This window comes from Microvirga roseola, assembly GCF_020866965.1.
GTDB classification, from domain to species: Bacteria; Pseudomonadota; Alphaproteobacteria; order Rhizobiales; family Beijerinckiaceae; genus Microvirga; species Microvirga roseola.
Genome location: NZ_JAJATX010000057.1, coordinates 1 through 23,035 on the forward strand (window position 1 = coordinate 1; position 23,035 = coordinate 23,035).

The 23,035-nt window shown below is 60.4% G+C and carries 21 protein-coding genes and 2 pseudogenes; 14 read left to right on the plus strand and 9 right to left on the minus strand.

All coding sequences use genetic code 11. The annotated features are described in order from the left end of the window. Positions 1 to 995, minus strand: a 995-nt coding sequence (locus LG661_RS20605; RefSeq protein ID WP_230533860.1) for an IS701 family transposase, incomplete at its 3' end; no start/stop codon positions are given. A 1,091-nt stretch (positions 996 to 2,086) separates the two neighbouring features. Here LG661_RS20605 and LG661_RS20610 point away from each other — a divergent pair. From LG661_RS20610 to LG661_RS20625, 4 genes are all read left to right on the plus strand, one after another. Continuing rightward, entirely contained in the window at positions 2,087 to 4,258 is a 2,172-nt protein-coding gene (locus LG661_RS20610) for a two-component system response regulator (protein ID WP_230533861.1), read from the plus strand. Further along, positions 4,258 to 6,753 (plus strand): ATP-binding protein, encoded by a 2,496-nt coding sequence (locus tag LG661_RS20615; RefSeq protein WP_230533882.1) that lies wholly within the window; start codon positions 4,258 to 4,260, stop codon positions 6,751 to 6,753. Before LG661_RS20610 ends, LG661_RS20615 begins: the two co-directional genes overlap by 1 nt. A gap of 8 nt (positions 6,754 to 6,761) precedes the next feature. Continuing rightward, the gene (locus tag LG661_RS20620) at positions 6,762 to 7,346 is read left to right on the plus strand and encodes a PAS domain S-box protein (protein WP_230533862.1); all 585 of its coding nucleotides are present in this window, start codon (positions 6,762 to 6,764) and stop codon (positions 7,344 to 7,346) included. A 112-nt stretch (positions 7,347 to 7,458) separates the two neighbouring features. Further along, a complete protein-coding gene (locus LG661_RS20625) occupies positions 7,459 to 8,172 on the plus strand; it encodes a PAS domain S-box protein (protein ID WP_230533864.1) in 714 nt (237 codons plus the stop codon). Positions 8,173 to 8,513: 341 nt separating this feature from the next. Here the strand turns inward: LG661_RS20625 and LG661_RS20630 are convergent, their stop codons facing one another. From LG661_RS20630 to LG661_RS25505, 4 genes and pseudogenes are all read right to left on the minus strand, one after another. Next, positions 8,514 to 8,849, minus strand: a complete 336-nt coding sequence (locus tag LG661_RS20630) for a PepSY domain-containing protein (protein ID WP_230533865.1) — start codon at positions 8,847 to 8,849, stop codon at positions 8,514 to 8,516. Between the two features lie 197 nt (positions 8,850 to 9,046). Further along, on the minus strand, positions 9,047 to 9,244 hold the full coding sequence (locus tag LG661_RS20635) for a DUF3309 family protein (protein WP_230533866.1): 198 nt from the start codon (positions 9,242 to 9,244) through the stop codon (positions 9,047 to 9,049). Positions 9,245 to 9,615: 371 nt separating this feature from the next. After that, a pseudogene (locus tag LG661_RS20640) lies at positions 9,616 to 10,043 on the minus strand (DUF2267 domain-containing protein). A 239-nt stretch (positions 10,044 to 10,282) separates the two neighbouring features. Continuing rightward, positions 10,283 to 10,429, minus strand: a pseudogene (locus tag LG661_RS25505) (DUF3309 family protein); the annotation flags it as partial. 430 nt (positions 10,430 to 10,859) lie between these two features. On the opposite strand from LG661_RS25505, the gene LG661_RS20650 reads away from it, so the two are divergent. Together LG661_RS20650 and LG661_RS20655 are read left to right on the plus strand one after the other, a co-directional pair. Next, positions 10,860 to 11,099, plus strand: coding sequence for a hypothetical protein (locus tag LG661_RS20650; RefSeq protein WP_230533867.1), 240 nt, complete (start codon positions 10,860 to 10,862; stop codon positions 11,097 to 11,099). A 79-nt stretch (positions 11,100 to 11,178) separates the two neighbouring features. After that, positions 11,179 to 11,574 carry a PIN domain-containing protein gene (locus tag LG661_RS20655; RefSeq protein WP_230533868.1) on the plus strand — a complete coding sequence of 132 codons (396 nt, stop codon included), beginning with the start codon at positions 11,179 to 11,181 and terminating at the stop codon, positions 11,572 to 11,574. A 462-nt stretch (positions 11,575 to 12,036) separates the two neighbouring features. Here LG661_RS20655 and LG661_RS20660 read toward each other — a convergent pair whose 3' ends face one another. Beyond that, a complete protein-coding gene (locus tag LG661_RS20660) occupies positions 12,037 to 12,429 on the minus strand; it encodes a hypothetical protein (RefSeq protein WP_230533869.1) in 393 nt (130 codons plus the stop codon). 416 nt (positions 12,430 to 12,845) lie between these two features. Here LG661_RS20660 and LG661_RS20665 point away from each other — a divergent pair, with 416 nt between their 5' ends. The 6 genes from LG661_RS20665 (at position 12,846) to LG661_RS20690 (ending at position 18,160) form a co-directional block, all read left to right on the plus strand. After that, on the plus strand, positions 12,846 to 13,742 hold the full coding sequence (locus LG661_RS20665; RefSeq protein WP_230533870.1) for a cytochrome c oxidase subunit II: 897 nt from the start codon (positions 12,846 to 12,848) through the stop codon (positions 13,740 to 13,742). Positions 13,743 to 13,746: 4 nt separating this feature from the next. After that, on the plus strand, positions 13,747 to 15,762 hold the full coding sequence (ctaD, locus tag LG661_RS20670; protein ID WP_230533871.1) for a cytochrome c oxidase subunit I: 2,016 nt from the start codon (positions 13,747 to 13,749) through the stop codon (positions 15,760 to 15,762). Positions 15,763 to 15,766: 4 nt separating this feature from the next. Beyond that, positions 15,767 to 16,369, plus strand: a complete 603-nt coding sequence (locus tag LG661_RS20675; protein WP_230533872.1) for a cytochrome c oxidase subunit 3 — start codon at positions 15,767 to 15,769, stop codon at positions 16,367 to 16,369. Positions 16,370 to 16,899: 530 nt separating this feature from the next. Then, complete coding sequence (locus LG661_RS20680; protein WP_230533873.1) at positions 16,900 to 17,199, plus strand: c-type cytochrome; 300 nt, start codon at positions 16,900 to 16,902, stop codon at positions 17,197 to 17,199. Beyond that, positions 17,196 to 17,753 (plus strand): c-type cytochrome, encoded by a 558-nt coding sequence (locus LG661_RS20685; protein ID WP_230533875.1) that lies wholly within the window; start codon positions 17,196 to 17,198, stop codon positions 17,751 to 17,753. The genes LG661_RS20680 and LG661_RS20685 overlap by 4 nt, the downstream gene beginning before the upstream one ends. Next, positions 17,750 to 18,160 carry a c-type cytochrome gene (locus tag LG661_RS20690; RefSeq protein WP_230533876.1) on the plus strand — a complete coding sequence of 137 codons (411 nt, stop codon included), beginning with the start codon at positions 17,750 to 17,752 and terminating at the stop codon, positions 18,158 to 18,160. The genes LG661_RS20685 and LG661_RS20690 overlap by 4 nt, the downstream gene beginning before the upstream one ends. On the opposite strand, the gene LG661_RS20695 is transcribed toward LG661_RS20690, so the two are convergent. The 3 genes from LG661_RS20695 to LG661_RS20705 all read right to left on the minus strand — a co-directional run bounded on the left by LG661_RS20695 (position 18,157) and on the right by LG661_RS20705 (position 20,208). Beyond that, on the minus strand, positions 18,157 to 18,636 hold the full coding sequence (locus LG661_RS20695; RefSeq protein ID WP_230533878.1) for a PRC-barrel domain-containing protein: 480 nt from the start codon (positions 18,634 to 18,636) through the stop codon (positions 18,157 to 18,159). The two genes, LG661_RS20690 and LG661_RS20695, sit on opposite strands and share 4 nt — an antisense overlap. 52 nt (positions 18,637 to 18,688) lie before the next feature. Beyond that, on the minus strand, positions 18,689 to 19,549 hold the full coding sequence (locus tag LG661_RS20700; protein ID WP_230533879.1) for a cytochrome c oxidase assembly protein: 861 nt from the start codon (positions 19,547 to 19,549) through the stop codon (positions 18,689 to 18,691). Positions 19,550 to 19,833: 284 nt separating this feature from the next. Continuing rightward, positions 19,834 to 20,208 (minus strand): sensory rhodopsin transducer, encoded by a 375-nt coding sequence (locus LG661_RS20705; protein ID WP_230533880.1) that lies wholly within the window; start codon positions 20,206 to 20,208, stop codon positions 19,834 to 19,836. 279 nt (positions 20,209 to 20,487) lie between these two features. On the opposite strand from LG661_RS20705, the gene LG661_RS20710 reads away from it, so the two are divergent. Continuing rightward, on the plus strand, positions 20,488 to 22,278 hold the full coding sequence (locus LG661_RS20710) for a thiamine pyrophosphate-requiring protein (RefSeq protein ID WP_230533881.1): 1,791 nt from the start codon (positions 20,488 to 20,490) through the stop codon (positions 22,276 to 22,278). A 359-nt stretch (positions 22,279 to 22,637) separates the two neighbouring features. After that, positions 22,638 to 23,035: ATP-dependent metallopeptidase FtsH/Yme1/Tma family protein (locus LG661_RS20715; protein ID WP_407666766.1), on the plus strand; the 398-nt coding region annotated here is incomplete at its 3' end.

Genomic DNA, 23,035 nt, shown 5'->3' on the forward strand with positions numbered 1-23,035 from the left:
CACCGCACGGTATCCATCGGATCCGCTGTCAGATCCGTGCACAGCAGAGCCTGCGGCTCAAACTCGCCCGCAAGGTCACGCACCAGCACCCAGCGGATCGGCACGCTCTTGCCTGGGTGGTACCAGAGCGCCGTGCCGGAGGCGATGGCCAGCTGCCGGTCCTGTTCTCCGTACCAGCTTGTGACGGTGATCCGCCGCCACCGCGTCGTCGGGCTGGTCAGGCGTTGCGTCAAGGTGGGCTGGCGGGCGCCTGAGACCCGCGGCCGGCCCTTTTGGCCGGGCTGGCGTGCCGGGGGCGGATCGAACAGGCGGGCATCGAGCCGCAGGCGGGTGATCACCGTCAGATGCCGCCGCACCGCTTCAAGCAGCTCGATGGCCGCATAGCTCATATCGGCCACGACAATGATCTGGCGCTCGGGCAGCCAGCGGGCGGCCTGGAGCAGCATCTGGCGGGCCCGGTCCGTCAACAGCTTGTGCCGCCGTCCGCTCTCACGAGCAGAGCGCTCCGAGGGTGCCAGAACGGTCAGGAACGGCAGCGCCCACACCCGACCCGCCCAGGGGATCGGCGCCAGGAGCATGAGGCTGATCCAGCGCGGGCCTGAGGCTTTGACGAAATGACCATGGGAGGAGCGGACCGGATCGCGGTAGATGCCACGGGCTTTGATCCGGGCGCCCCAGCGGCGCTCAATGGTCTCGTCGATGGCCATCACCACCGGTCCCGCGGGCACAAAGGCTGTGATCAGCTGATGTAGAAGCCGTCGGGCGAGATCGCGCGGCGCCCAGCGGTTGCGGTTGAGCACGCGGTGGAAGTTGGTAAACGTGGCGCTCTCGCGCAGGCCCATGATGCTCAGGGTGGACGTAACGGTCCGTCGGCCGGGAGACAGGATGGCGCCGGCGATTAGCACGAACACCGAGCGCAGGGTCGGAGCCGTGAATGCGCTTGCAAAGGGGGCGAACCATTGGATGAGGACAGGTGCCGGTGCGGGAGGTATCATGGGCGCAGCTCTGAGGGACTTGAGGGTCCTCAGATCAACGCCATTGCGCGCGAGGGCTTCCCGATGGTTGAGCGTGATCGCATCCTGGAGGGGCTTGCAGCTTTCTGCCGCGCACATGATGTGGTGGTGGAGAAGCGAGGACGCGGCTACTCGCTGCTGAGCCGGCGCAGCGGGGCTCCGGTGGCGCGACTGCGCCCGACGACGGATGCCGAGAAAGTTCAGGTGCTGTGGTGGGACGGGGAGCGGTGGAAAGCCCCCGGTCCATTCGGCACGCCCACGATGACNGCGCAGCGGGGCTCCGGTGGCGCGACTGCGCCCGACGACGGATGCCGAGAAAGTTCAGGTGCTGTGGTGGGACGGGGAGCGGTGGAAAGCCCCCGGTCCATTCGGCACGCCCACGATGACCCTGGACCGGGCCCTGGACTATATCGCCTCAGAGCGTGCGTTCTGGATCCACGTCTTATCCTTCGGCACCCTCGAAAATGGCCAAACTCCAGCTGAGAGGCGGTCCGGCTTCCGTTTATCGCCTCCTTGGTTGCTGTCTGAGAGTTCCAGTAAACAGATGGAATTCCCACTGAGAATGGATAGGCTTGTTGTGCCGGAGCTCTCTCAAGCAGCCTCTACGCCATGTGGAATTGACCACGCCGCCGCAGTCCGCTGCCTTGACCGCTGGATCATGAGCGACCGCGACGGAGCTTCGCTTGAGTTAAGTAGAACCGCGAAAGCCTCGACCTAGGGACAGGCACATTGGTGCTCTCCTTGTGTTGGCTCAGGGGCAGTAAAGTAGTCATTAACCACAATGCATTACTTTTGGTCATGAAACGGCATGGAATGCCGTCCGTTAACGTATCCCATAGTAACTTCAGGCTATACCCTCGAGGCAAGGCAAGATCGCCAAAAGGGATTGAGACGCTCACAGGAATGCCACAGCGGAAGGCTTCGGGCACGACTGCCGCTCCGGTGAAAGCCATTAGGTCCTGCAGGGCCCACTTGGATTGCGCTCGATGGCTTCACGCTGCGGCGGATGAGAGCTTCAGGATCGAGCTACCGGGCACCTGTCTCAAATAACCTTTGATGTCGGGGGGTGATAGATGGCGAATATCCTGATCGTCGACGACAGGAGTACAAACCGAAACATCTTTTCTCGACTCGCGCAATCGATCGAGGATAATGTTTCGGTATATGCTTTCAGCACGCCGCTTGATGCTCTTGAGTGGCTAAAGGATGATGCGCCAGATCTGATCATTACAGACTACAGGATGCCTGGAATGGACGGTGCCGAGTTCACGCGGCAGATCCGTAGTAGCGCAAATGGTGCCGACGTTCCGGTTATTGTGATAACCGCCTATGACGATAGGTCCTTTCGACTTCAGGCACTTGAAGCTGGAGCCACCGACTTCCTTGGCTCGCCGGTAGACTACTGCGAGTTCACGACAAGGGCACGCAATCTGCTGAAGTTGCATCGCCAGCAGCGATACATCTCTGATCGTGCTCGATCACTCGAGCAGCAACTTCGCCACAGCGAGCGCTCACAGGCCGAGCTCGTTCGGAGCAGTCGCGAGGCGCTGGCTCAGGTCATCGACACAGTTCCTGCGATGATCACTGCGGTTGACCGTGAGGGTAGGGCCGTATTCGTCAATGCCTATTTCGCCTCTTTCGTTGAGACCACGCCTTCTGCACTGATGGGACGTGTGCTCGATGACCTTATCGCCAGTGATCGACACGACTACAGAAAGCAGGCTCATGCCGCTCTTTTTGAGCGCAGCCAGGTACCAGTGAGCTTTGAAGAGAAGATTCTCGATCGAAGCGGTGACGAGCGTGTGTTCCTGACGACGCAGACACCGATGCGAGGTGCCGATGGCGAGATTGTCAGCATCCTGACCACCTCGGTCGACATTAGCGAGCGCAAGAAGGCAGAAAGCGTTCTCCGTCACATCGCGCTACACGATACATTGACCGATCTGCCCAACAGAAGGATGCTGCTTGATCGGGCAAAGAACGAGCTTACGAGCGGCCGGAGCAGCTTTGCTTTGCATCTTATTGATCTAGACCGCTTCAAGGCTGTCAATGACGCGTTCGGGCATGCTGGCGGAGACCAGATCCTGCAACAGGTCACCACCCGGCTCAGCGAGTTCGTATCCGATCGGAACCTCGCCGCTAGAATGTCTGGAGACGAATTCGTAATTCTTCAGACGGAGCTCAAGGATACTGCCGCTGCCGAGGCCTTGGCGCATGAGATTATCAGCCGGTTCTCCACGCCATTTTTTCTCGACGGGCATGAAGTCCGCCTCGGTTGTACCGTCGGCATAGCACTGGCGCCTATACATGGCACCGATGTCGAGAAGCTGCTGAAATACGCTGATCTGGCGATGTATAATGCCAAAGCTCGTGGCCGCAACAGCATGCGTATATATTCATCCGAGCTTGAGACGGTGTTCCAAAGAAATATCAACCTCGAAGCGGATCTGCGAAAAGCCATCTGCCGCGAAGAACTGATGCTCCACTATCAGCCACAGATTGATCTGGTAAGTGGTTATGTCACCGGCGCTGAGGCCCTTCTACGCTGGATGAGGCCGGGCTTCGGCCTGACTATGCCGGGCGCGTTCATGGAGTTTGCCGAAGAGAGCGGTCTGATCAATGAGGTTGGTGCGTGGGTTCTGCGGGAGGCCTGTGCGCAGGGAGCAGTATGGCGGCAGCTCGGGTATCCTCCACTGCGTATCGCCGTCAACCTGTCGCCGGTGCAGTTTTTGGGGCAGGATCTCGTAAGGCTGGTTTCTGAGACACTGTCCGCGACAGGGCTCGCTCCCGAGAATCTTGAACTTGAGCTTACCGAAAGCAGCCTTCTTGTGGACACCGACCGCACGAAGACGATTCTCGGGAGCCTCAAAGATCTTGGTGTCAGGATCGCCATTGATGATTTCGGCGTGGGCTTCTCGTCGCTGAGCTACGTCAAAAACTTTCCTGTCGACACTTTGAAAATTGACCGGTCATTTATTTCGAGTCTTGCTGCGGACGACAGAGACAGGGCGATTGTTCAAACTATCATTGCACTTGCCGCAAGCTTGAGGCTCAGAGTAATCGCCGAAGGTGTCGAAAGCGCCCAGCAGCTAGTCTGCCTGCAAGGCCACGGCTGTGACGAGGCTCAGGGCTACCTATTCAGCCGACCGGTCACTCCGGATTCATTCGAAGCATTGCTTCAGGAGCGGCCCCGATTGATTGCTCCCATCCAAAGCAATGCGATCGAGAAGGCTAGCGGCCGGTGATGAAAGCTCTCTTGGCTCGGCTTAGGAAAAGCCCGAACCGTGAATACGAGATGAGCCTCAACAGAATCGCCTTCCTGCTGGCGATTCCCACCTATACGTACTTGGTCAATCCGTTCGCGGCGCGTGCAGCACTCTTTAGTACGTTGCTGTTCGCGCTCGTCACTGCGGGAATCATTATTCACATCCTTTTGCGACCGCAGCATGTGAAATATAGACGAGTGGTCGCAATTATAAGTGATCTAGGCACTGCATCATTTCAGTTGCACTATGGCGGAGAGACATCGTCCGTTTTGTTCCTGCTCTATCTCTGGGTGACATTCGGAAACGGATTTCGGTTTGGAAATCGGTACTTGTTCATTGCGACGGCCGTCTCGGTCGTGTGCTTCTGCGCCGTCATATATACCACCTCATTTTGGCGAGACGATCTTTATCTGTCTATTGGTCTGCTCTTTAGTTTGATTCTGCTGCCGCTTTACACGAGTAGTCTGATTGACAAGCTCTCCAAGGCAAGAGCGCAGGCGGAGGCCGCCAGCAGAGCCAAAAGTCTGTTCATGGCCAGCGTTAGTCATGAGTTACGCACTCCACTCAATGCGATCGTTGGAATGTCGGGACTGCTCAGCAGCACACACTTGGATGCCGAGCAGATCGGTATGACTCGGACCATCCAAACAGCCGGTGAGTCACTGCTCAGGCAAATCAACAGCATTCTCGATCTTTCCCGCATAGAGGCGGGACAGATGCCGATGACCGTGGTCAGTTTTAATCTGCTCGAGGTTCTTACGAATGCGCGCGCGATGGTTCTCGCTCAGGCGCGGCGAAAGGGACTTAAGCTCTCGCTCCACCTAACTCCTTGGACGCCTCTACACCTTGAGGGGCCACAACACCACCTCGAAGAAATTTTGCTGAATCTTCTAGGAAATGCAGTCAAATTCACAGATTCCGGCAGTATCACGCTGACCGTACATCTTCTCGCTGCCGAGCAGGAGAGTGTGATCCGCTTCGAGGTCTCTGATACAGGAATTGGCATCTCCTCGGAAGCGGTAGAACGCATCTTTGAGACATTCACACAAGCTGACGAGACGATCATCAATCGCTATGGGGGAACAGGTTTAGGTCTGGCGATCTGCCGCCAGCTTGTGGAGGGTTTAGGAGGAACTATCGGAGTCGAAAGCGATCCGGGGCGAGGAAGCACCTTCTGGTTCACGCTTCCCATGAGCCCCGTAGAGGGCGGGATGCCCTTGAAGATTGATCCTGATGCTATTGCTCAACCGATCCTCGTCTGCTCACAGGTCGGCATTGTACAAGAGATTGCCAGTCGCCTTGATCGGGGGCGAGGTGTCGTTGCAGTCGGCGATCTCCGTCAGGCGCAGGCTTGGATTAACAAGAGCGCTCCAAAGCCTGCCGTGGTCTTTTATTGGAGCGATCGTCAGACGGCGAAGGAGGATTCGGAATTCCAGAATGCTTCCTACATGGAAGGCGTGGTGCTGATCTCTCCTGACAGGTCAAGGGTCTTGGCTAGCCTGCCTTTGCGCCGGAGCTTCAGCTGCGTTCTCCCATGGGACTTCACAGACGAGGAGGCAGAGGCGGCCTTTCTCATTGCGGCCTCCCAAAGTCGTTCGGGGCAGTCCCTATGGAGTGAAGCACAACCGAGTGCTCTTCCTGTTGCTGCGCGAAGTCTGTCTATTCTCTTGGCCGATGACAATCCAACGAACCGGCTCGTCGCTTCAAAGATTCTCGAACGGGGCGGACACACTGTGGTGGGTGTTGCGAATGGGGAGGAAGCGCTGAATGCTTTAGAGCAAGAACAGTTCGATCTCGCCATCATGGACATCAATATGCCCGTAATGACGGGGGTGGAGGCGACAAAGCTGTTTCGGTTTGCGGAACTGGGTTCCTCCCGTCTGCCGATCCTTGCGCTGACGGCCGACGCAAGTGCGGAAGTGGTGGATCTAGCGATGGAGGCGGGAATGGATGCCTGCGTGACAAAGCCGATCCAGCCAGCCACTCTCCTGGGCGTGATTGAGGACATGATGGGCAACAGGAAGGCCGGTGCACTCTCCCAGGCGCTGGAGAAGAGCAAGCGCGCCGAGATAATAGAGATTGCATCTCATGGTGACTACCGGCCCAGGCACGATTCTATTATCAATGAGCGTGTCCTTCTTGAACTCGAGAGCCTAGGGGGAAAAGAGTTCCTATCGAGCCTTATTGCTGAGTTCTTCGCCGACGCCGAAGTTCTTGTCGCTGCGCTTCGGCAGGCTGCCGCCATGGCAGATGCGTATCGGTTCCGAATGGAGGCACATGGGTTGCAGAGCGCTGCAGCCAATGTTGGTGCAACAGCAATTCACAAGCTGTGCCTGAGCTGGCGCAAGATCACTGGTGCCGATCTCGCCGGGCGAGGACTTCAGCAGGTCGATCTTCTTGAGCAGGAGCTGAAAAGGGTCCGCCAAGCTCTGAGCATGCGCTATGCAGGCGATTCGGAGTTAGTTGTTTCCTAGTTTAGGCGGTGGGTGAGGAGCGCTACCGCACCCTCTTCCAATCCATCGACGAGGGATTCTGTATCCTGCAAATGATCTTCGCTCAGAACGTCAGGCCGATAGATTACCGCTTTGTCGAGACCAACGGCGTCTTCGAGCGCCAGACAGGGCTGAAGGAGGCTGTCGGGAGAACTGTCCGCGAGCTCGTACCGGATCTTGAGCCGTTCTGGATCGACACCTACGGCAGGGTCGCCCTGACCGGCGAACCGGTGCGCTTTGTGGAAGAGTCCAAGCCTATGGGGCGCTGGTTCGATGTATGTGCCTTCCGGATTGGCGACCCGGGTGAGAGGCACGTCGCCCTGCTCTTCAACGACATCACCGGCCGCAAACGGGCCGAGAGGACACTGGCTGAGAGCGAAGCCCGTTACAGCGCGGCTCTGGCCATCGCCCAGTTCGGGACCTTCGAGTGGAACCTTATCACGAATGAGGTCGTGCTGGACGATCGCAGCCGCGAGATCTTCGGCTTTGCTCCCGGGAAGGGCCGTACGGCGCAGGAGGTACTTGATCGCGTTGACCCCGTCGACCTCCCGCGCGGAGGTGCGGGCTGCGGCTGATGCCCTCCTGCGACTGGAAATGGAGTATCCGATCTGTCTGCCAGATGGTGCGACCCGAACCGTTGTCAGCATCAGCGATGCTGTCCCCGGTTCGAATGGAAGAACTGAGCGATTGATCGGGGTCTTCGCCGACATCACCGACCGAAAACGCGCAGAGGCGGCGGTTCGGGAGAGCGAGGAGCGCTTCAGGCATATGGCGGACTCGGCTCCAGCCCTGATCTGGATGTCCGACGAGACCGGCCAGATCGTCTTCGCCAATATGCATTACGATCACCTCTTCGGACGCCCCGCGGCCGAGATGCTGGGGAATGGCTGGCGCGACATCGTGCTGCCGGAAGATCTGCCGGATCTCGAACGCGGCTTCCGTGAAGCCTTCTCGGTCCGCAAGCCCTTTCAGGCGGAGGTGCGGGGACATGACAGACGGGGCGACATTCGGTGGCTGCGCTGCGTGGGTGTGCCGCGTTTCGACGATGCTCGCTGCTTCCTGGGCTATACCGGATGCAATATCGACGTCACCGAGGCCAAGGTGGCGGAGGAGCGTCGCGATCTGCTCATCAACGAGTTCAATCACCGGGTGAAGAACACCCTGGCGAACGTACAGTCCATCGCAAGCCAGACCCTGCGCAAGACCGAGACGGCGACAGAGGCCACGCACCTTCACCTCTGGTGGCAGGAAAAAGGAGGGCCACCTGTTCGAGCGCCATCGCGGCGAGGGTTCGGTACGCGGCTGATCGAGCGGAGCCTCGCCCATGATCCCAGCGGGAAGGTTCAGATCGATTTCGCACCGACAGGTGCGGTTTGCAAGCTCAGCGCGCCCCTCTTGTGACAGACCCTCGAAGCTGTCCGCGGAAAGTTTGACCGCCTACGGGATAGGCGAGGGTCAGTTGATCGCAGCGGGTTGCAATGCGACGTGAGTTGTTCACGCGGACATGAAACCCTGCGACTGGCCGAGGAGTGGACCACTTTGAAACGGTGCTCATCGGGCCAGCGGTGCAGGGGATCCACGTTTAGGCATTCTCGCCGATCATTCTGCTGGATCGGGCAACCGATATCCCGCCGCCGCAGCGAAATACCGCACCGGCGAGAGTGCTGACGAGAGGAGAAGATGGGCTGCATTTCTGCTCTCTGCAGACTCGCAGCCCGGCCCACCAGTTGTTGGCGCGGCAATCAGAAAAAGTTCTCTTCGATGTCGAGAATCGCACCCGTGACCGGGTCGATCTCAAGCTCGACTTCCTCGCCTGATGGGGAAAGCGCCTCGACTTCATAGTGGTCGTACTCCACGTCGAAATCGTGGATATCGCGATAGCCCAGATCGCGCAGTCTCGCGACGATCTGGCTCGGCGTAACCGTCGTCGCTCGGTCGTAGACGTACCTGCGCTCAATGACGACATTTGCTGCACGATCTGCCTCGGTCAGGACCGTCTCGTCGGCAGGCTGAGCGGCGGCCGGCATGGCGGTGGTCGCGCCGACTCCCAGGCCAATGGCTAAAATGATCTTGCGCATTGAGTATCTACTATTTGCTTGCGTCCGACAAAAAACGCAATTTACGAAGCATTGTTTTCAGTCGGGCGGTGCGCATTTCGGAGCTGAAAGCCGGAGTGAAGTACCCGTACGAGGCTTCTGCGCTGCAAGCATAGAGCAGCTACTCAGAGCCTGCCCATCTATCTCCTCAGACGTCTGCACGGGAAGAGTTGTGCCGGTCAATATGCCGCCGCCCAGGGCCACCAGATGGCGATGAAGCCGAGCCAGAAGAAAAGAAGAAGCACGATGAGGAGAGCTGCAGCGGTGGCGCTCGGGGCATAGCCCCACCCGCGGGTTCGCGCATGAGGCCAGCTCGGCCACGCGCCGACGGCAAAGAAGATCAGGATTAAGAGAAGAAGGAACCAAAGAAATTCCATCATTACCTCCAGTTGGGCCTTGCTGTAGCCACCTCAGACATAGGCTGGCGGAACGGGTTTGAACGGCCAGAAGGGCCGATCGGTTTTCGGGATTGGTAGCCCATGAGGCGGGAGGCGAGTTCGTGTCCCGCCTCGGCGCGGTTGCGAAACCTGAATTCACCCGCAGCCATAATCATGCCTCCTTGGAAAACTCTGGGGCAGACCGGCACAGGAGCCGCAATTGTGCGGTCTCCTGATCGTGTAATCTGGGAATGCTGGATTCGCAGTCGCACTCCGGAACCGCACCCGCGATGTCCGGGTCTGCCTCAGGTCCTGCCCCGTATTCGATGGCGCCGGTTGCCGAAGCGGACCGCAGGAGGCAGCCGCTCGGATCAAGCTGCTTGATCCCATAGAGCTCTTACATCCTCTGGCAGCGACTGCTTGACCTTCTCAAGTTGGCCGGCGTCGATCTCGCGTTTGAGAACTCCGAATACCGCGCGTGCGGCCTCCTCGGGATAGATAGAGCGTGGGATAGGGCCGAAATTGCTGCTCACCTCCTGGAGAAACTCGTCCTGTGAACGGTAATCCTTAGGTTGATTTTCCGGTTGCCACTGGTCATAGAAGACGCCGCGGACGAGAAGCGGCAGTTGAGCGCCCAAATGGGCTGCGAGTTCGACTGGTAGACGATCCCAGATCGTGCGCAACACTGCGCTAAGGGCACAATCTGCCGGTCCGGCCCAAGATTGTCACAGATGCCGGTCAGCCAAGTATTTGTGGTGTGTAACGTCTTGTCGAATACGTCGAGACCGGTTGCGCTCATGTGAACCTCCAGATCATGTTGCCAATGTTTCGCCACCAAGCCTAAGTGCTGTTGAGATGCAAAAGGCCGTGGCTGCCGGTCGGGATTTGCGCCGGAGGCAGGGACGGTCCTCTACGGCATCCTCATGCTGTTCAGCTCGGCCGCTCCCAAGGACCTGCGTCATATGAAGCATGAAAGACCGGGCGAGCCTCGGCAGCGGCCGGGCGATTCCAGGTCCAGGGCCATGCAATCGTGACGACGCCGAACCATAGGAGCAGAAAGAAGATTGCGAGGAGTACGCCCACTCCTGCCGCTGGCCCATATCCCCATCCGCGGCTGTAGGGCCATGTCGGTATCATTGCGATGAGAAACAGGATGAAGACTAGAACAAGAATGAGGCCCCACATCGCCTCTCTCCATTCCTTAGGCTGAGCTGATATCGGATCTCCGCAGCGGAGTCCTGGCTGGGGCCGGCTGCGGGTGCGTTCTCCCTTCCGACAACAGGAGCCGAATGCCATTGTTCATACAAACCTACCCACATCTCCACTCTCGGTACACCTGCGGACACAGAGCCGATCCTGCTCGATGGCCCGCGACAGGAGACGGCTTGCGTTCCATACGAACTGGAGTGCGCTTCCAGCCTTGGACAGCCATCCTGTGGAGGTTTGAGCGTCAGTGCTCGTAACCGGTTTCCCTCGACAGGACCGTAAGGTCGAGCACAAGGAGCTTGGCTCCCCTCGGCGTGCCGCTTTCTGCAGCTGCTCGGCTGATGGAAATGAAAAATGAGATTTTGCGGCAGCCTGTCAGAAACCCGTGAAGCTTAGAAAGGAAGGTATCATGGCAGATCGCTCCCCGAACGATCCCAGCACGAGGGCCTACAGCCGCCGGAGCGGTTCGAAATCAGGCTGGTGGATCGGCGGTCTGATTGCGCTTTTCGTCGTGGGCGTGATCGCTTGGATTGCCTGGCCGAATGAGGATGCCGTCGTGACGGGCACCGTTCCGCCTGCTCCTGCCGTCGAGGCGCCTGTCGTCCCGCTGGCCGCACCAGCTCCCGTCGCTCCAGACACTCGACCCTAGCTCAAGCGAGAGCGCCAGGCGGTCCGTCGGCGGGCGGTAGCGGTTTGGTTGTGCTTCAGCCTGTCAAGGATGACGAATAGTGACCGGCATCGTTGTTGATACGAACATCTTCGTTGCCGCCGGTTTCAACCCGCGTAGCGCATCCGCGCGCCTGATCTCCGACCTTCGCGAAGGACGCTTTCTCCTCGTCTGGAACGAGCCGACCCGTCGGGAAACGGAGATGATCCTCCGCCGCATCCCGAGACTTTCCTGGGACGGCGTATCGGTGCTGTTCAGGGGCGAAGGCTATTTCGATGGCCCGGTCGACCCGGCAGCCTTCACGGCAGTTGTCGATCCCGACGACCGGAAGTTTGCGGCTCTCAGCGCTGCTGCCCGCTGTCTCTTGATCTCGAATGATGCTCACCTCCTGGACCACCGTGATGCGCTTGCACTCGATGTGCTCACGCCCAGTGCGTTCATGGAGCGTGATTCATAAGGGGTTCAGTCGAGCGACGGCATGGCCACGCGCTCGCCATGCCGTCGCCGGAGGAGCACGCCCCGGCACATTCGCAGGGTGGACCGCGCAGGGCTTACAGGCGGATCGAGGCCGCACGCAGCGGAATCTCTCCGTGGATTGAAACGACTGAATGTCGATCCGCCGCCTCATCAGTGGGGGCGTTCTGTAGTGTACGCTTGCAGACGGTATTCCTTCTTTCCGGTGCAGAACGAAGCCCTCTGCAAAGGGTTGCTCCTGGGCATGGCCCGGTCTGGATACCGCGGCTTGCGATCGGGTCGCTCCTGAAGCGGCACCGGTCTCGAGTGCATCTCGGATCTTTCCGGACAAGGTTGTTCGCGCCATCAAATTGCAACAGGAGAACGCCCGATGCGATATACGTCAGCAGCAGCACTTGCGGCAGCATTGATGGTAGGGGGAGGCGGCACCGCATTGGCGCAGGGGTCAGGACAGCAGCTCCCAGGTTATGGTCCTCGCCTGGAATACGGAACTGGCCAGCAATACGGCACCGATCAGCCGCGAGGTGCTGGCGTGCAGTTCGGGACCGGTCAGCAGTACGGCACCGACCAGCCTCGCCGCCCAGCGCCGGGCGGCCAGCAGTTCGGCCAGGGCGGCTTCGGTGGTCGGCAGCTCGGGCCGCAGGCCCGGCGAAGCGGCTTCCAGGAGCGCTCTGCACTCCGGCAGCAACTCCGTCAGGTCGGTTTTCAGAACATCCGTATCCTCGATGCGGCTTACCTCGTCCAAGCTCGTATGCGGGATGGCCGGCCGGTCCTGATGGTGATCGATCCCCCGGCACAGATGATGCAGTCCGGCCGAGGGCAGGAGGCGTCCGGTCAATAGAGTGGCTGGGCGGCTCGGAGCGATCCGGGAGGAGCATGCTGCCGCCGTCTCAGTTCCCTTCGCTTGCGGGCGAAGCGGGCAAGGGCGGCGCCCGCTCCCATGATGTTCTTTCCCGTGCGCTGCGAATTGGATGGGCACTCATCGCAGGTATCAGGTCGTCTCCCTGACCAGTCTGAGCCCAGGATGGTTTCCGCGATGCTGCGAATGACCCGTTTCGAAGCTGCAGGCAGTCCACAGGGAAGCGGAAACATTGTGCCGGCGAGTGGGTTCCACCTGGGATGCTTGTCCAGCTCAGGTTCATCGTCAGAATGTTATCAATCCGGTCGGCTATAGTCGCGAGTATCACCATACTCCTGATCGCTGGCGCAAACGCTACCTCCATTACTGCTCCCGCGACCGATGATGCCGCTCGCGTGGCGAACCTCTGGTGGGGATTCCTCGCCTTTGCGAGCTTTGTGTTCCTTCTGGTGATTGTCCTGCTCGCGACCGCCATGCGCAGCGCGTTTGCCGCTGGCGAGAGCTCGCAGATTTCGCCTCGAGGTGGCTGGTATCTCGTGCTTGGCGGCGGCGTCGTGCTTCCTCTTATCGCTGTCGTCGGCCTCGTCGGGTCAGGGCTTTGGATTGGTGGCGTCATCGCGCGGGATGAGCCTGCCTCCGGTCTAACGGTCGAGGTTTCCGGGAAGCGCTGGTGGTGGGAGGTGATCTACTACGACGGAGCGGGGAAGGAAATCGCCCGCACGGCGAACGAGGTCGTGCTCCCCGTCGGCCGGACGGCCCGGATCCTGCTGACCTCGGATAACGTCATTCACTCGTTCTGGGCGCCGAACCTCCAGGGCAAAACCGATCTGATCCCGGGACGGGTCAACGAAAGCCATATTACGCCCGCAAAGGTCGGGGTGTACCGGGGCCTGTGCGCCGAGTTCTGCGGAGTGCAGCACGCCTTCATGGCCTTCATCGTCGAGGTTCGCGAAGAAAACGAGTTCGCTGCCTGGCTCGCGGATCAGGCGCGACCTCGCACGATCCCGGACGATCCTCATCTGCGCCGCGGTCTTGAGGTCTTCCTCGCGTATGATTGCGGAACATGCCACACTATTCGAGGCACTCCGGCGCAAGGCAAGATGGGACCGGATCTGACCCATCTCGCTATGCGTGAGAGCCTCGCCGCGGGCACGATCCCGAACACTAAAGGCCATCTGGCCGGATGGATTGGCGACCCGCAGGCCGTCAAACCCGGCGTGCTGATGCCCCCGACCGCCCTCGAGCCGGATGACCAGGAAGCGCTCCTGGCCTATTTGGCGTCCCTGGATTGAGCCCATGAGCAAGCGACGCGACGACGCTCCATCGGGGGATCTAGAGACAAAGGACGGCAGGCATTGGGAGCATCCGCAGACGCGTGATGCGGCGCATCATGGGAGAAGGGAAGAGGAGCGCCAGGAGCCTCTCCACCCCACGGTAGAGGACAACGAGGAGGAAATCCGGAAACTTGAGCTCGCATGGGCCGCTCCAACGGGCTTCATTGGCTGGTTCAAGCCCGTGAACCAGCGGATCATTGGCCGTCGCTTCATCGTGACGGCCTTCGTCTATTTCGTGCTGGCGGGCCTGCTCGGGCTTGCCATGCGTCTGCAGCTGGCTGTTCCTGAGAACGATTTTCTCCCACCAGAGATCTACAACCAGTTTTTCACCGTGCATGGCACGGCGATGATGTTCCTCTTTGCGATTCCCGTATTGGAAGGCTTCGCATTGTTCGTCACGCCGATGATGATCGGCACGCGCGACATGGCTTTTCCGCGCCTCAACGCCTTCGGTTACTACGTCTATCTGATCGGCTCTTCGATCTTCTTTGTGATGCTTCTCGTTGGCATGGCGCCGGATACCGGCTGGTTCAACTACGTTCCGCTCGCCGGGAAGCTCTATGCGCCCGGTGTCGGGGTCGATATCTGGACCACCATGATCACCTTCATCGAGGTTTCGGCGCTCACTGCGGCGGTGGAGCTGATCGTCACGATCCTCAAGCTGCGGGCGCCGGGCATGACCTTGAACCGGATGCCGGTCTTCGTCTGGGCCTCACTGGTCATGGCGTTCATGATCGTCTTCGCCATGCCGTCCATCATCGTTTCGTCGAGCCTCCTCATCCTGGATCGGCTGGTGAGCACGGGGTTCTTCGTGCCCGAGATGGGGGGCGATCCCTTGCTGTGGCAGCACCTGTTCTGGTTCTTCGGGCACCCGGAGGTCTATATCGTGCTCGTCCCGGCGCTCGGGATCGTCTCGACCATCGTCACCACCTTCACCCAACGCACGCTGTTCGGCTACACCGCAATTGTAATCTCGATCGTGGCAACGGGCTTCGTCTCCTTCGGCCTATGGGTCCACCACATGTTCGCCACGGGCCTGCCGCATCTCGGGATGAGCTTCTTCATGGCCGCATCGGCGATGATCGCAATTCCGAACGGCGTCCAGGTCTTCTGCTGGATCGCCACCATGTGGGGAGCCCGTATCCAGTTCTCCACGCCGATGCTCTACGTTCTCGGCTTCTTCTGGGTGTTCGTCATCGGCGGACTGACCGGAGTCATGGTGGCGTCAATCCCCTTCGACCTTCAGGTGCATGACACTTACTTTCTGGTGGCACACTTTCACTATGTGCTCATCGGTGGTTCCGTCATGCCGGTGCTGGGCGGGCTTTACTACTGGTATCCGAAAATGTCGGGGCGCATGATGAGCGAATTCTGGGGCAAGGTGTCTTTCGCGCTCGTGTTCATCGGCTTCAATGTCGCCTTCTTTCCCATGCATCAGCTCGGCCTCGATGGCATGCCACGGCGCGTCTACACGTACCTGGAAGAAATGGGCTGGTCCGAGCTGAACTTTATCTCGACAATCGGTGCCTTCGTGCTGGCGGCGGGCTTTGCGACGACCTTCTTCAATGCTCTAGCATCTCTTCGGGTTGGACCGAAAGCCGGCAACAACCCCTGGCATGCGGAGACACTGGAATGGGTTACGGAGTCGCCGCCGCCTCCTTACAATCAACGCCATATCCCGATCGTCAACAGCCGGGAGCCGGTCTGGGATTGGCGTGAGGAGCAGGAGCGTCCCGTTGTGCTCGGATTGCGCTCCGACCGGCGCGAAGTGCTCGTCACCTCGATTCTGGATGCAGAACCCCATGCGGTTCAGGTCGTCCCCGGCCCATCGATTTGGCCGTTCCTGTCGGCGATTGCGGCCTCTGTGGGATTTGTCGGAATTCTGTTCCACCCGATCTTCTTCGTCGTCAGCTTCTTCCTGGCATTCTTCTCCTTCGTCGGCTGGTTCTGGCCGCGTCGCCCATGGCGGGAGGACTAGTATCATGCGCCAATATGCCGGAATGGATGTCTCCGGTCTGACCCGCTTCGCCAAGAGCACGCATCCGCTCTACTATGGCATTATCGGGCTGATCGCGATTGAGCTGACGGTCGTAGCGATGCTTACTGTGAGCTACTCCTATCTCATGTTCAGCTCGCCTGAATGGCCTCCGGCAGGCCTTGAGCCCGCGCCCATCCTGTGGCCCTCGGTGAATCTCGGGCTGCTCCTCGCATCGATGGTTTCGATGCGGTGGGCAGGAAACCGCATTTCAGCCGGGGACCGCCGGGGCCTGATTATCGGGCTCTCGACAAGCGTTGCTCTCCACATGACCGTACTCGTGCTGCGGAGCTTTGAAATGGCCGCGTTCGAGTTCCGCTGGGATGATCACGTCTATGGATCCCTGATGTGGACGATCACGGGTTTCCATTTCACCCACGTCGCTTCGGCAATCGTCGGAACGGTCGTTGTCACTATCCTTGCCACGAAAGGGTACTTCACGCCCGAACGTCAGCTCGGAGTTGTGGTTGATACTCTCTATTGGAACTTCGTATCCGCGGCCTGGATCCCTTTCTACCTGGCCCTGTATTGGGGGCCTCGGCTCGTGTGAGGGGGGGGAAATGGATGAGGAGGAACTCAGGCGCCGCTTTCGCACCCCGCGCGGGATCATGTCCCTGTGGGCAGGATGGGTGCTCGGCCCGGTCGGATGGGCCTTGCACCAGAATGCCGGCTTCTGGATCATTCCTGCATTGTGCGGTGGGAGCAGATCGCCGCTTTGGGCGATCTCTGCCGTTTCTCTGGCAGTGACAGCCGCCGGAGCGGCCGTATCCTGGCGGGCCTTGCGCCTGTTAGGCGGAAAATGGCCGAAGGGAGAAGGCGGAAGCACATCCGACCGCTCTCGGTTCATTGCAGCGGGAGGAGTGGCCGTGGCTGCGCTTTCGGCGCTCGGGATCGTCATAGAAAGCGCAGGAATAGCGGTTCTCGACTTTTGTGTCGGCATCCCCTGAACGGCTTTCTGTTCGATGGAGAGCGGGACCCCTTCCAGTTTCAACGCGTTCTCCGGTCATGATTGGACGCCTCGCTCTGACAGTCGCCATTTCCGCGCCGCTCCTCGCTTGTGAGGAGAGGGGGCAGGCCTCTATGCAGAATTCCGAAACCGTGGCGACGGGGCGGGCTGCCATCGAGATGCATGGCTGCGGCTCGTGCCACCGCATACCGGGCATAGGCCAGGCAGACGGCAATGTAGGGCCCCCACTGACTCATCTTCCCAAACAATCCTATGTCGCGGGCAAGTTGCCGAATACGTTCCCAAATCTGGTCACCTGGATCGTCAATCCGCGCGCGATCAACCCCGATACCGCGATGCCGGTTCTCGGCGTGTCTCCTGATGAGGCCGCCGCCATCGCTGCATACCTCTACGCCGAGGGAGAGGGCGGATGAGGAAGGTTTTTGGAGCCATCGCCGTCTTCCTCGTGCTCTCCGCTCTGGGCGTAGTGGCGTTCCTTTACTCAGGAATGTACCCCATCGGAGCCACCACGCAGCACTCGGGAATTATCTATCGCGCGGTGGACACCCTCGTGCGCCAGGCGGTGATGGAAAGCGCAAAGGATATCAGCCCGCCGGGGAACCTCGAGGATCCGGATCTGAGGCGTGCGGGGCTGATCCTCTACAGGGGCTGGTGCCTGCAGTGCCACGGTGCGCCAGGTGTGGCGCCGTCCCCCTTCGCCACGGGCATGAATCCGCCGCCACCTCCACTCGTGCAGACCGCGCGGGAGTGGCAGGCGAAAGAGGTCTGGTGGGTAATCGACAATGGCATCGCCATGGCCGGCATGCCGGCCTTTCGCTTCAAGCTGACGGACGAGGAGATGTGGGCGATCACGGCATTCGTCGCGAGCTTGCCTGAGCTCTCGCCGGCCGCCTACGCCGCGATGGTGAAGGAGGCCGAGGCCAATCCCGGTTTTGCTGCCCGCAGGGGCAAAGGAGGGGGGTCGTGAGAGGACTGAAGTTCGCTGTGCCCGCGCTGGCCGCAATGCTGGTGCTTCCCGCATGCCAGGAAGAGGAAGAAGCCCGCTCTCTCGAGCCGCCGGCCCTTGTCGGGGCGGATACCGAGCGCGGCAAGCTTGCCTTGAGACTTCACGGCTGCACCACATGCCATGTCGCGCCTGGTGTCGTCGGCGGCAACCAGCGTATCGGCCCAACCCTCGTCGGCTTCACCAGTCGCCGCTATGTTGCGGGCTCGCTGCCGAATACCCCGGAGAACGCCATCCACTGGATCGTCTCCCCGCAGGCGATCACGCCAGACAGTGCAATGCCTGACATGGGAGTCGACTACGAAACCGCGCGCGACATCGTCGCTTATCTCAGGTCGCAGACAGAGACCGAATGGGGCTCGGGATCCTAATTTCCTGGACCGCTGCGGCCAATCTGGGGACGCACGGAGATGGTGAAATCTGTATCGACAGGCGCGAGATCGGTCGATCCAGCGGCATCGAGAGAAGGAAGCGCGCGAAGCTGGTCGAGCGTGTAGGCCGCAATCAGGCGCCCATTGCGGATCAGCATGCCCGATACCGGCAGAATGACGCGGCGACCGCGAAAGCGCTCATCGAGAGCCACGATCAGGCCCGGCTGCCGGTCGGAGCCGATCACGACCGTCTCGACGGTCCCGATTTTCGACCCATCCCCGAGCACGACGGAGACACCGGCCAGCGCTCCGGCAGGGTAATCGGAGCCCGTATTGCTGCTCAGACTGAGTGGCAGCCTCCCAGCCGGCCCTCCGATCTCGGCGCTCTGGCGATCGCTTTGCGGTTGATCGGCCAGAGCAGGCACGACGGTCGTTACGGCAAAACCAAGGAGTGTTAGGAGCGGAAATCTGCGCATTGACATGCTCCAGAACTGGTGCTGCATGGGACGGTGCGGCTGGCCGGCATTCTCAGCGCCCAGGGACTGGCGGGACCGCCGAATTCAGGCATCGTCCGTTGTGCCGCTCTCGGGCAATAGCTCTCTGCTCACTTTCCCGCAGCCAAAGGACGAGCAGGGCTGCACCGGCTGTGAGATGAACCAGCATGCCGGGAATCGACATGATGGCTCCTCCGAGCTGCTGATCCTCCAGTGCGGTCAGGCCCCACGCCTGCGCTCCGGCGGCGTTCGCTGGAAACCATGGTGAACTGGCGAAGATTAGGGCAAGTGCGAGGACGTTCGCCTGAACTCCCATGATAAACACGGCGAGCGCGGCGGCGCCAAGTCCCTCCGGTCGCTTGTTCGTGTTGAGGATGCTCCACCAGAATAACAGGGAGGCACAAAGGAAGCTGGAGTGCTGCAGTGCGTGAACGAACTCGTTCTCCAGCGCAAAAGCGTAAAGAGGAGGCGCATGCCAGATCCACAGGGTTGCAGAGTAAATCACGGCCGCAATGGAGGCGCGCGTGAGCGCCCGCCAACAGGGGCGCCACGCCGGACTGGTGCCGGCGCGTCCGATCGCCCGCCGGGCCGTTCGCGGGAATGCCCAGAGCAGGACGGGCAGGGGCTGCGCGAGGACGAGGAGCGGCGCAGATACGAGCATGAGCAGCACATGCTGCGCCATGTGGGCGGAGAACAGCGCCCCGCCGAGCCGGTCCAGAGGGGACAAAAGGGCAAAAGCGATGGTGATCCAGCCACCGATGAATGCAGCTCCCTGCGCCGGGCTTACTCCGCCTCCCGTCCGGGATGCTCCCCGCAGCCTTGCAAGGCCAACCATGTATCCGAGACCCAGAAAGCTCAGGGGCACCACAACCCAGGGGTCCAATACCAAGGACATATCTGTGTTCGTCTCACCTGGCCCCGCCGGATCGGCATGCGCCAGTGCGTCGCCAGCCATTCCCGTCGTTAGAAGGACTGCGCAGGCCGCGAGTGCCCGGGTATGCTTGGCGGAGCAGATCGGAAGGCTGAAGGTACAACGGAGGCCTTGTTGCAGAGCCTCGACTGCGGACGAGGAAGACAGCATCCGAGCTCCAGATTGTGAGTGGGTCTGGGATCAACCGTTTGGGGCGACAAACGTTTCTGCCGGGCCATTCCCTGCCAACGCGCGATTTCCCGCTGTGGCTAGTCTTGATGGAACGAGGTTGTGGTCATCAAGGCAATCTCGGACTTCCGTGAGTCGAGACGGGTGTGCTGGACCACGATTGGCACATCGGACTCGATTACGGAGGAGTAATCGGTGTCTCTTGGCACAGGCTGCGGGTCGGAAAGGTCATTGAAGCGCAGGTGCTTTGTGCGTCGCGCCGGAACTGTGATCTGATAGGGACCTACGGGATCGCGGTCGGCGAAGTAGAGCGTGATCCGCACGTTCGCATCCCGATCCCTCGTGTTGAGAATGCACGCCGTCTCATGCGAGATGAGTGCGGAATCCTGGAATGAGCTTTCGCCCGGAATGTAGCCCTCAGCAATAGCCCAGATTTTGTGCCCGACATCCGTCATTCCCCAGTCTCCCCGATGCCATGGAGTGGTTGCTACCCGGCCCTGCCGAATGCTCAAGCGGCCAGATTTGCAGAAGGGCAACGATGAGAGGGGTCCGAGGGATCGGCGCCCCCCAGGAAAATCTGCTTCGACTGTACGCTGAACGACCAAAAATGTTCTGCCTCGCTACCCTTTGTCGGAAGTGCACGGAACCTGAACCGTGCTGAGCGGTTCGGCCATCAAGAAGAACGCTGCGCGACAGCGCTCTGTGCCTGAATGCCGCAGAACAGGAGAGACAACATGGCCGATACCGTCAGCGATTTTTTCTGGCAGCGCATGTCCGAATGGGGCATCCGGCGCATCTTCGGCTACCCCGGCGATGGTATCAACGGCCTGATCGGCGCACTTGACCGCGCGGGAGAAAAGCTTGAATTCGTTCAGGTTCGCCACGAGGAAATGGCCGCCTTCATGGCCTGCGCCCACGCCAAGTTCACCGGCGAGGTCGGCGTCTGCTTAGCAACCTCCGGTCCCGGTGCGATCCACCTCCTCAACGGCCTTTACGATGCACAGCTGGACCATCAGCCCGTCGTCGCCATCGTCGGTCAGCAGGCCCGCTCAGCCCTAGGCGGAAGCTATCAGCAGGAGGTGGACCTGATCTCCCTCTTCAAGGATGTGGCAGGCGACTATGTCCATATGGCCTCGTCGCCTGCGCAGGTTCGCCACCTCGTCGATCGCGCCGTGCGCATTGCCAAGGCCGAGCGCACCGTCACCTGCATTATTCTGCCCAAGGACGTCCAGGAGATGGAGGCAGTCGAGTCTCCGCCCCAGAAGCATGGTGCAATTCTCTCCGGGGCTGGGTACTCGGCGCCAGCCGTTATCCCATCCGATGCCGATCTGCGCCAAGCGGCTGCGGTTCTCAACGAGGGCAAGAAGGTGGCCATTCTCATCGGAGCCGGGGCTATGCATGCCGGCGCCGAGGTCATGGCGGTCGCCGACCGGCTGGGGGCTGGCGTGGCGAAGGCTCTGCTCGGAAAGGCGGCGTTGCCGGACGATCTGCCCTTCGTCACCGGCTCGATCGGTCTCTTGGGTACCGAGCCCAGCTATGACCTGATGATGGGTTGCGATACTTTGCTCATGATCGGCTCGCGCTTCCCCTATTCGGAGTTTCTGCCGCCCGAGGGACAGGCGCGCGGCGTCCAGATCGATATCGATCCGAAGATGGTGAGCATGCGCTATCCCATGGACGTCAACCTCATCGGTGACAGCGCTGGTACTCTGAGCGCCCTGCTGCCTTTGCTGGAACAGAAGACGGACCGCTCCTGGCGCGAGGAGATCGAGAAAGGCATCGCGAAATGGTGGGAGGTCCTCGAGGGCCGGGCCATGACGAGCGCCGATCCGCTCAATCCTCAGCGCGTATTCTGGGAACTCTCGCCCCGTCTGCCGGATGGCTGCATCCTGACAGCAGACTCGGGTTCGGGCACGAATTGGTTTGCCCGCGATGTGAAGATCAGGCGCGGCATGATGGCGTCCCTCTCAGGGACGCTGGCAACGATGGGCCCGGCCGTACCTTACGCGATAGCCGCAAAATTCGCCTACCCCGAGCGGCCTGTGGTCGCAATGGTGGGTGACGGCGCCATGCAGATGAACGGGCTCAACGGCCTTATTACCATCGCGAAATATTGGAAGCAGTGGGCCAACCCGCAACTGGTCGTGCTGGTGCTCGCCAACGGGGACCTCAACCAGGTCACCTGGGAAATGCGTGCGCAGTCGGGAGACCCCAAGTTCGAGGCCTCGCAGGAGGTGCCCCCATTCCCCTTCGCCCAGTACGCCGAGATGCTCGGCCTCAAGGGCCTGCGGGTCGACAATCCCGACGATGTCGGACGCATCTGGGATGAGGCATTCGCCGCAGACCGTCCTGTGATCGTGGAGGCTGTAACCGACCCGAACGTGCCGCCCTTGCCGCCGCACATCACCCTCAAAAATGCGCAGGCCTTCACCTCGACGCTGTGGCACGGCGATCCCGACCAGGGGAGCGTGATCAAGCAGACGATCAAGGAACTCGCCTCGGACTACCTGCCCGGCAAGAGCTGAGGACAGCAGGATACCAGCCTGAGGACATCCTGATCTTCGTCTGTGTCCTCAGGGGCCTTCAGATCGGGAAGGTACACGGCATTGCATGTCGTCGAGCAGATTGGCCGCGTCTGCGTATCGTAGGCGCGAGGCGGCATGTGGAGCCCTGATCGCTATGGCAAGCGTTCGGGGCAGATTTTTCCGGGATAAGGGGAGGTCGCTTGCATCTGCCTGTCTCCGCACAGGCGCGAACCAATTTGCTCATGTGGGGTTGGAAGAAGAGGACAGGCCGCGCTGAGGGTCATCTCCCTATTTGGCGGTCGGCCCGGAAGATGGATTGGATTCTGATGAGGTCTCTCTTGAGCCGGCCGGGTTTGATGATGACTTTTGCTGCTACTATCCCATTCGTAATCGCGCTGACAGCTCTTCCGCCCCAAGCAAAGAGCGAGGCGGTCCCGTACAGCGACTTCGTGGCTGCAGTCGAGCGCGACGAAGTATCCGCCGTCCGAGTCCAGGGCCAGATCGTCGAGGGCGAGCGGGTAGATGGCAGGTCGATTGAGACATATCTTCCCCAGGGAGCCAACATCGTTCCCCTTCTGCACGAGAATAATGTCGAGATCGTCGCTTATCCACCACCGCAGCCTAGCGTGCTCGGGTCACTTCTAGCCGGACTTTTTCCTCTCCTCCTCATCTTCGGCCTCTTCTTCTTCCTGGCGCGAAGGGCGGCAAACCAGCAAGGCGGCGCTGGCGGCCTGATGTCGGTGGGCAAGTCCAAGGC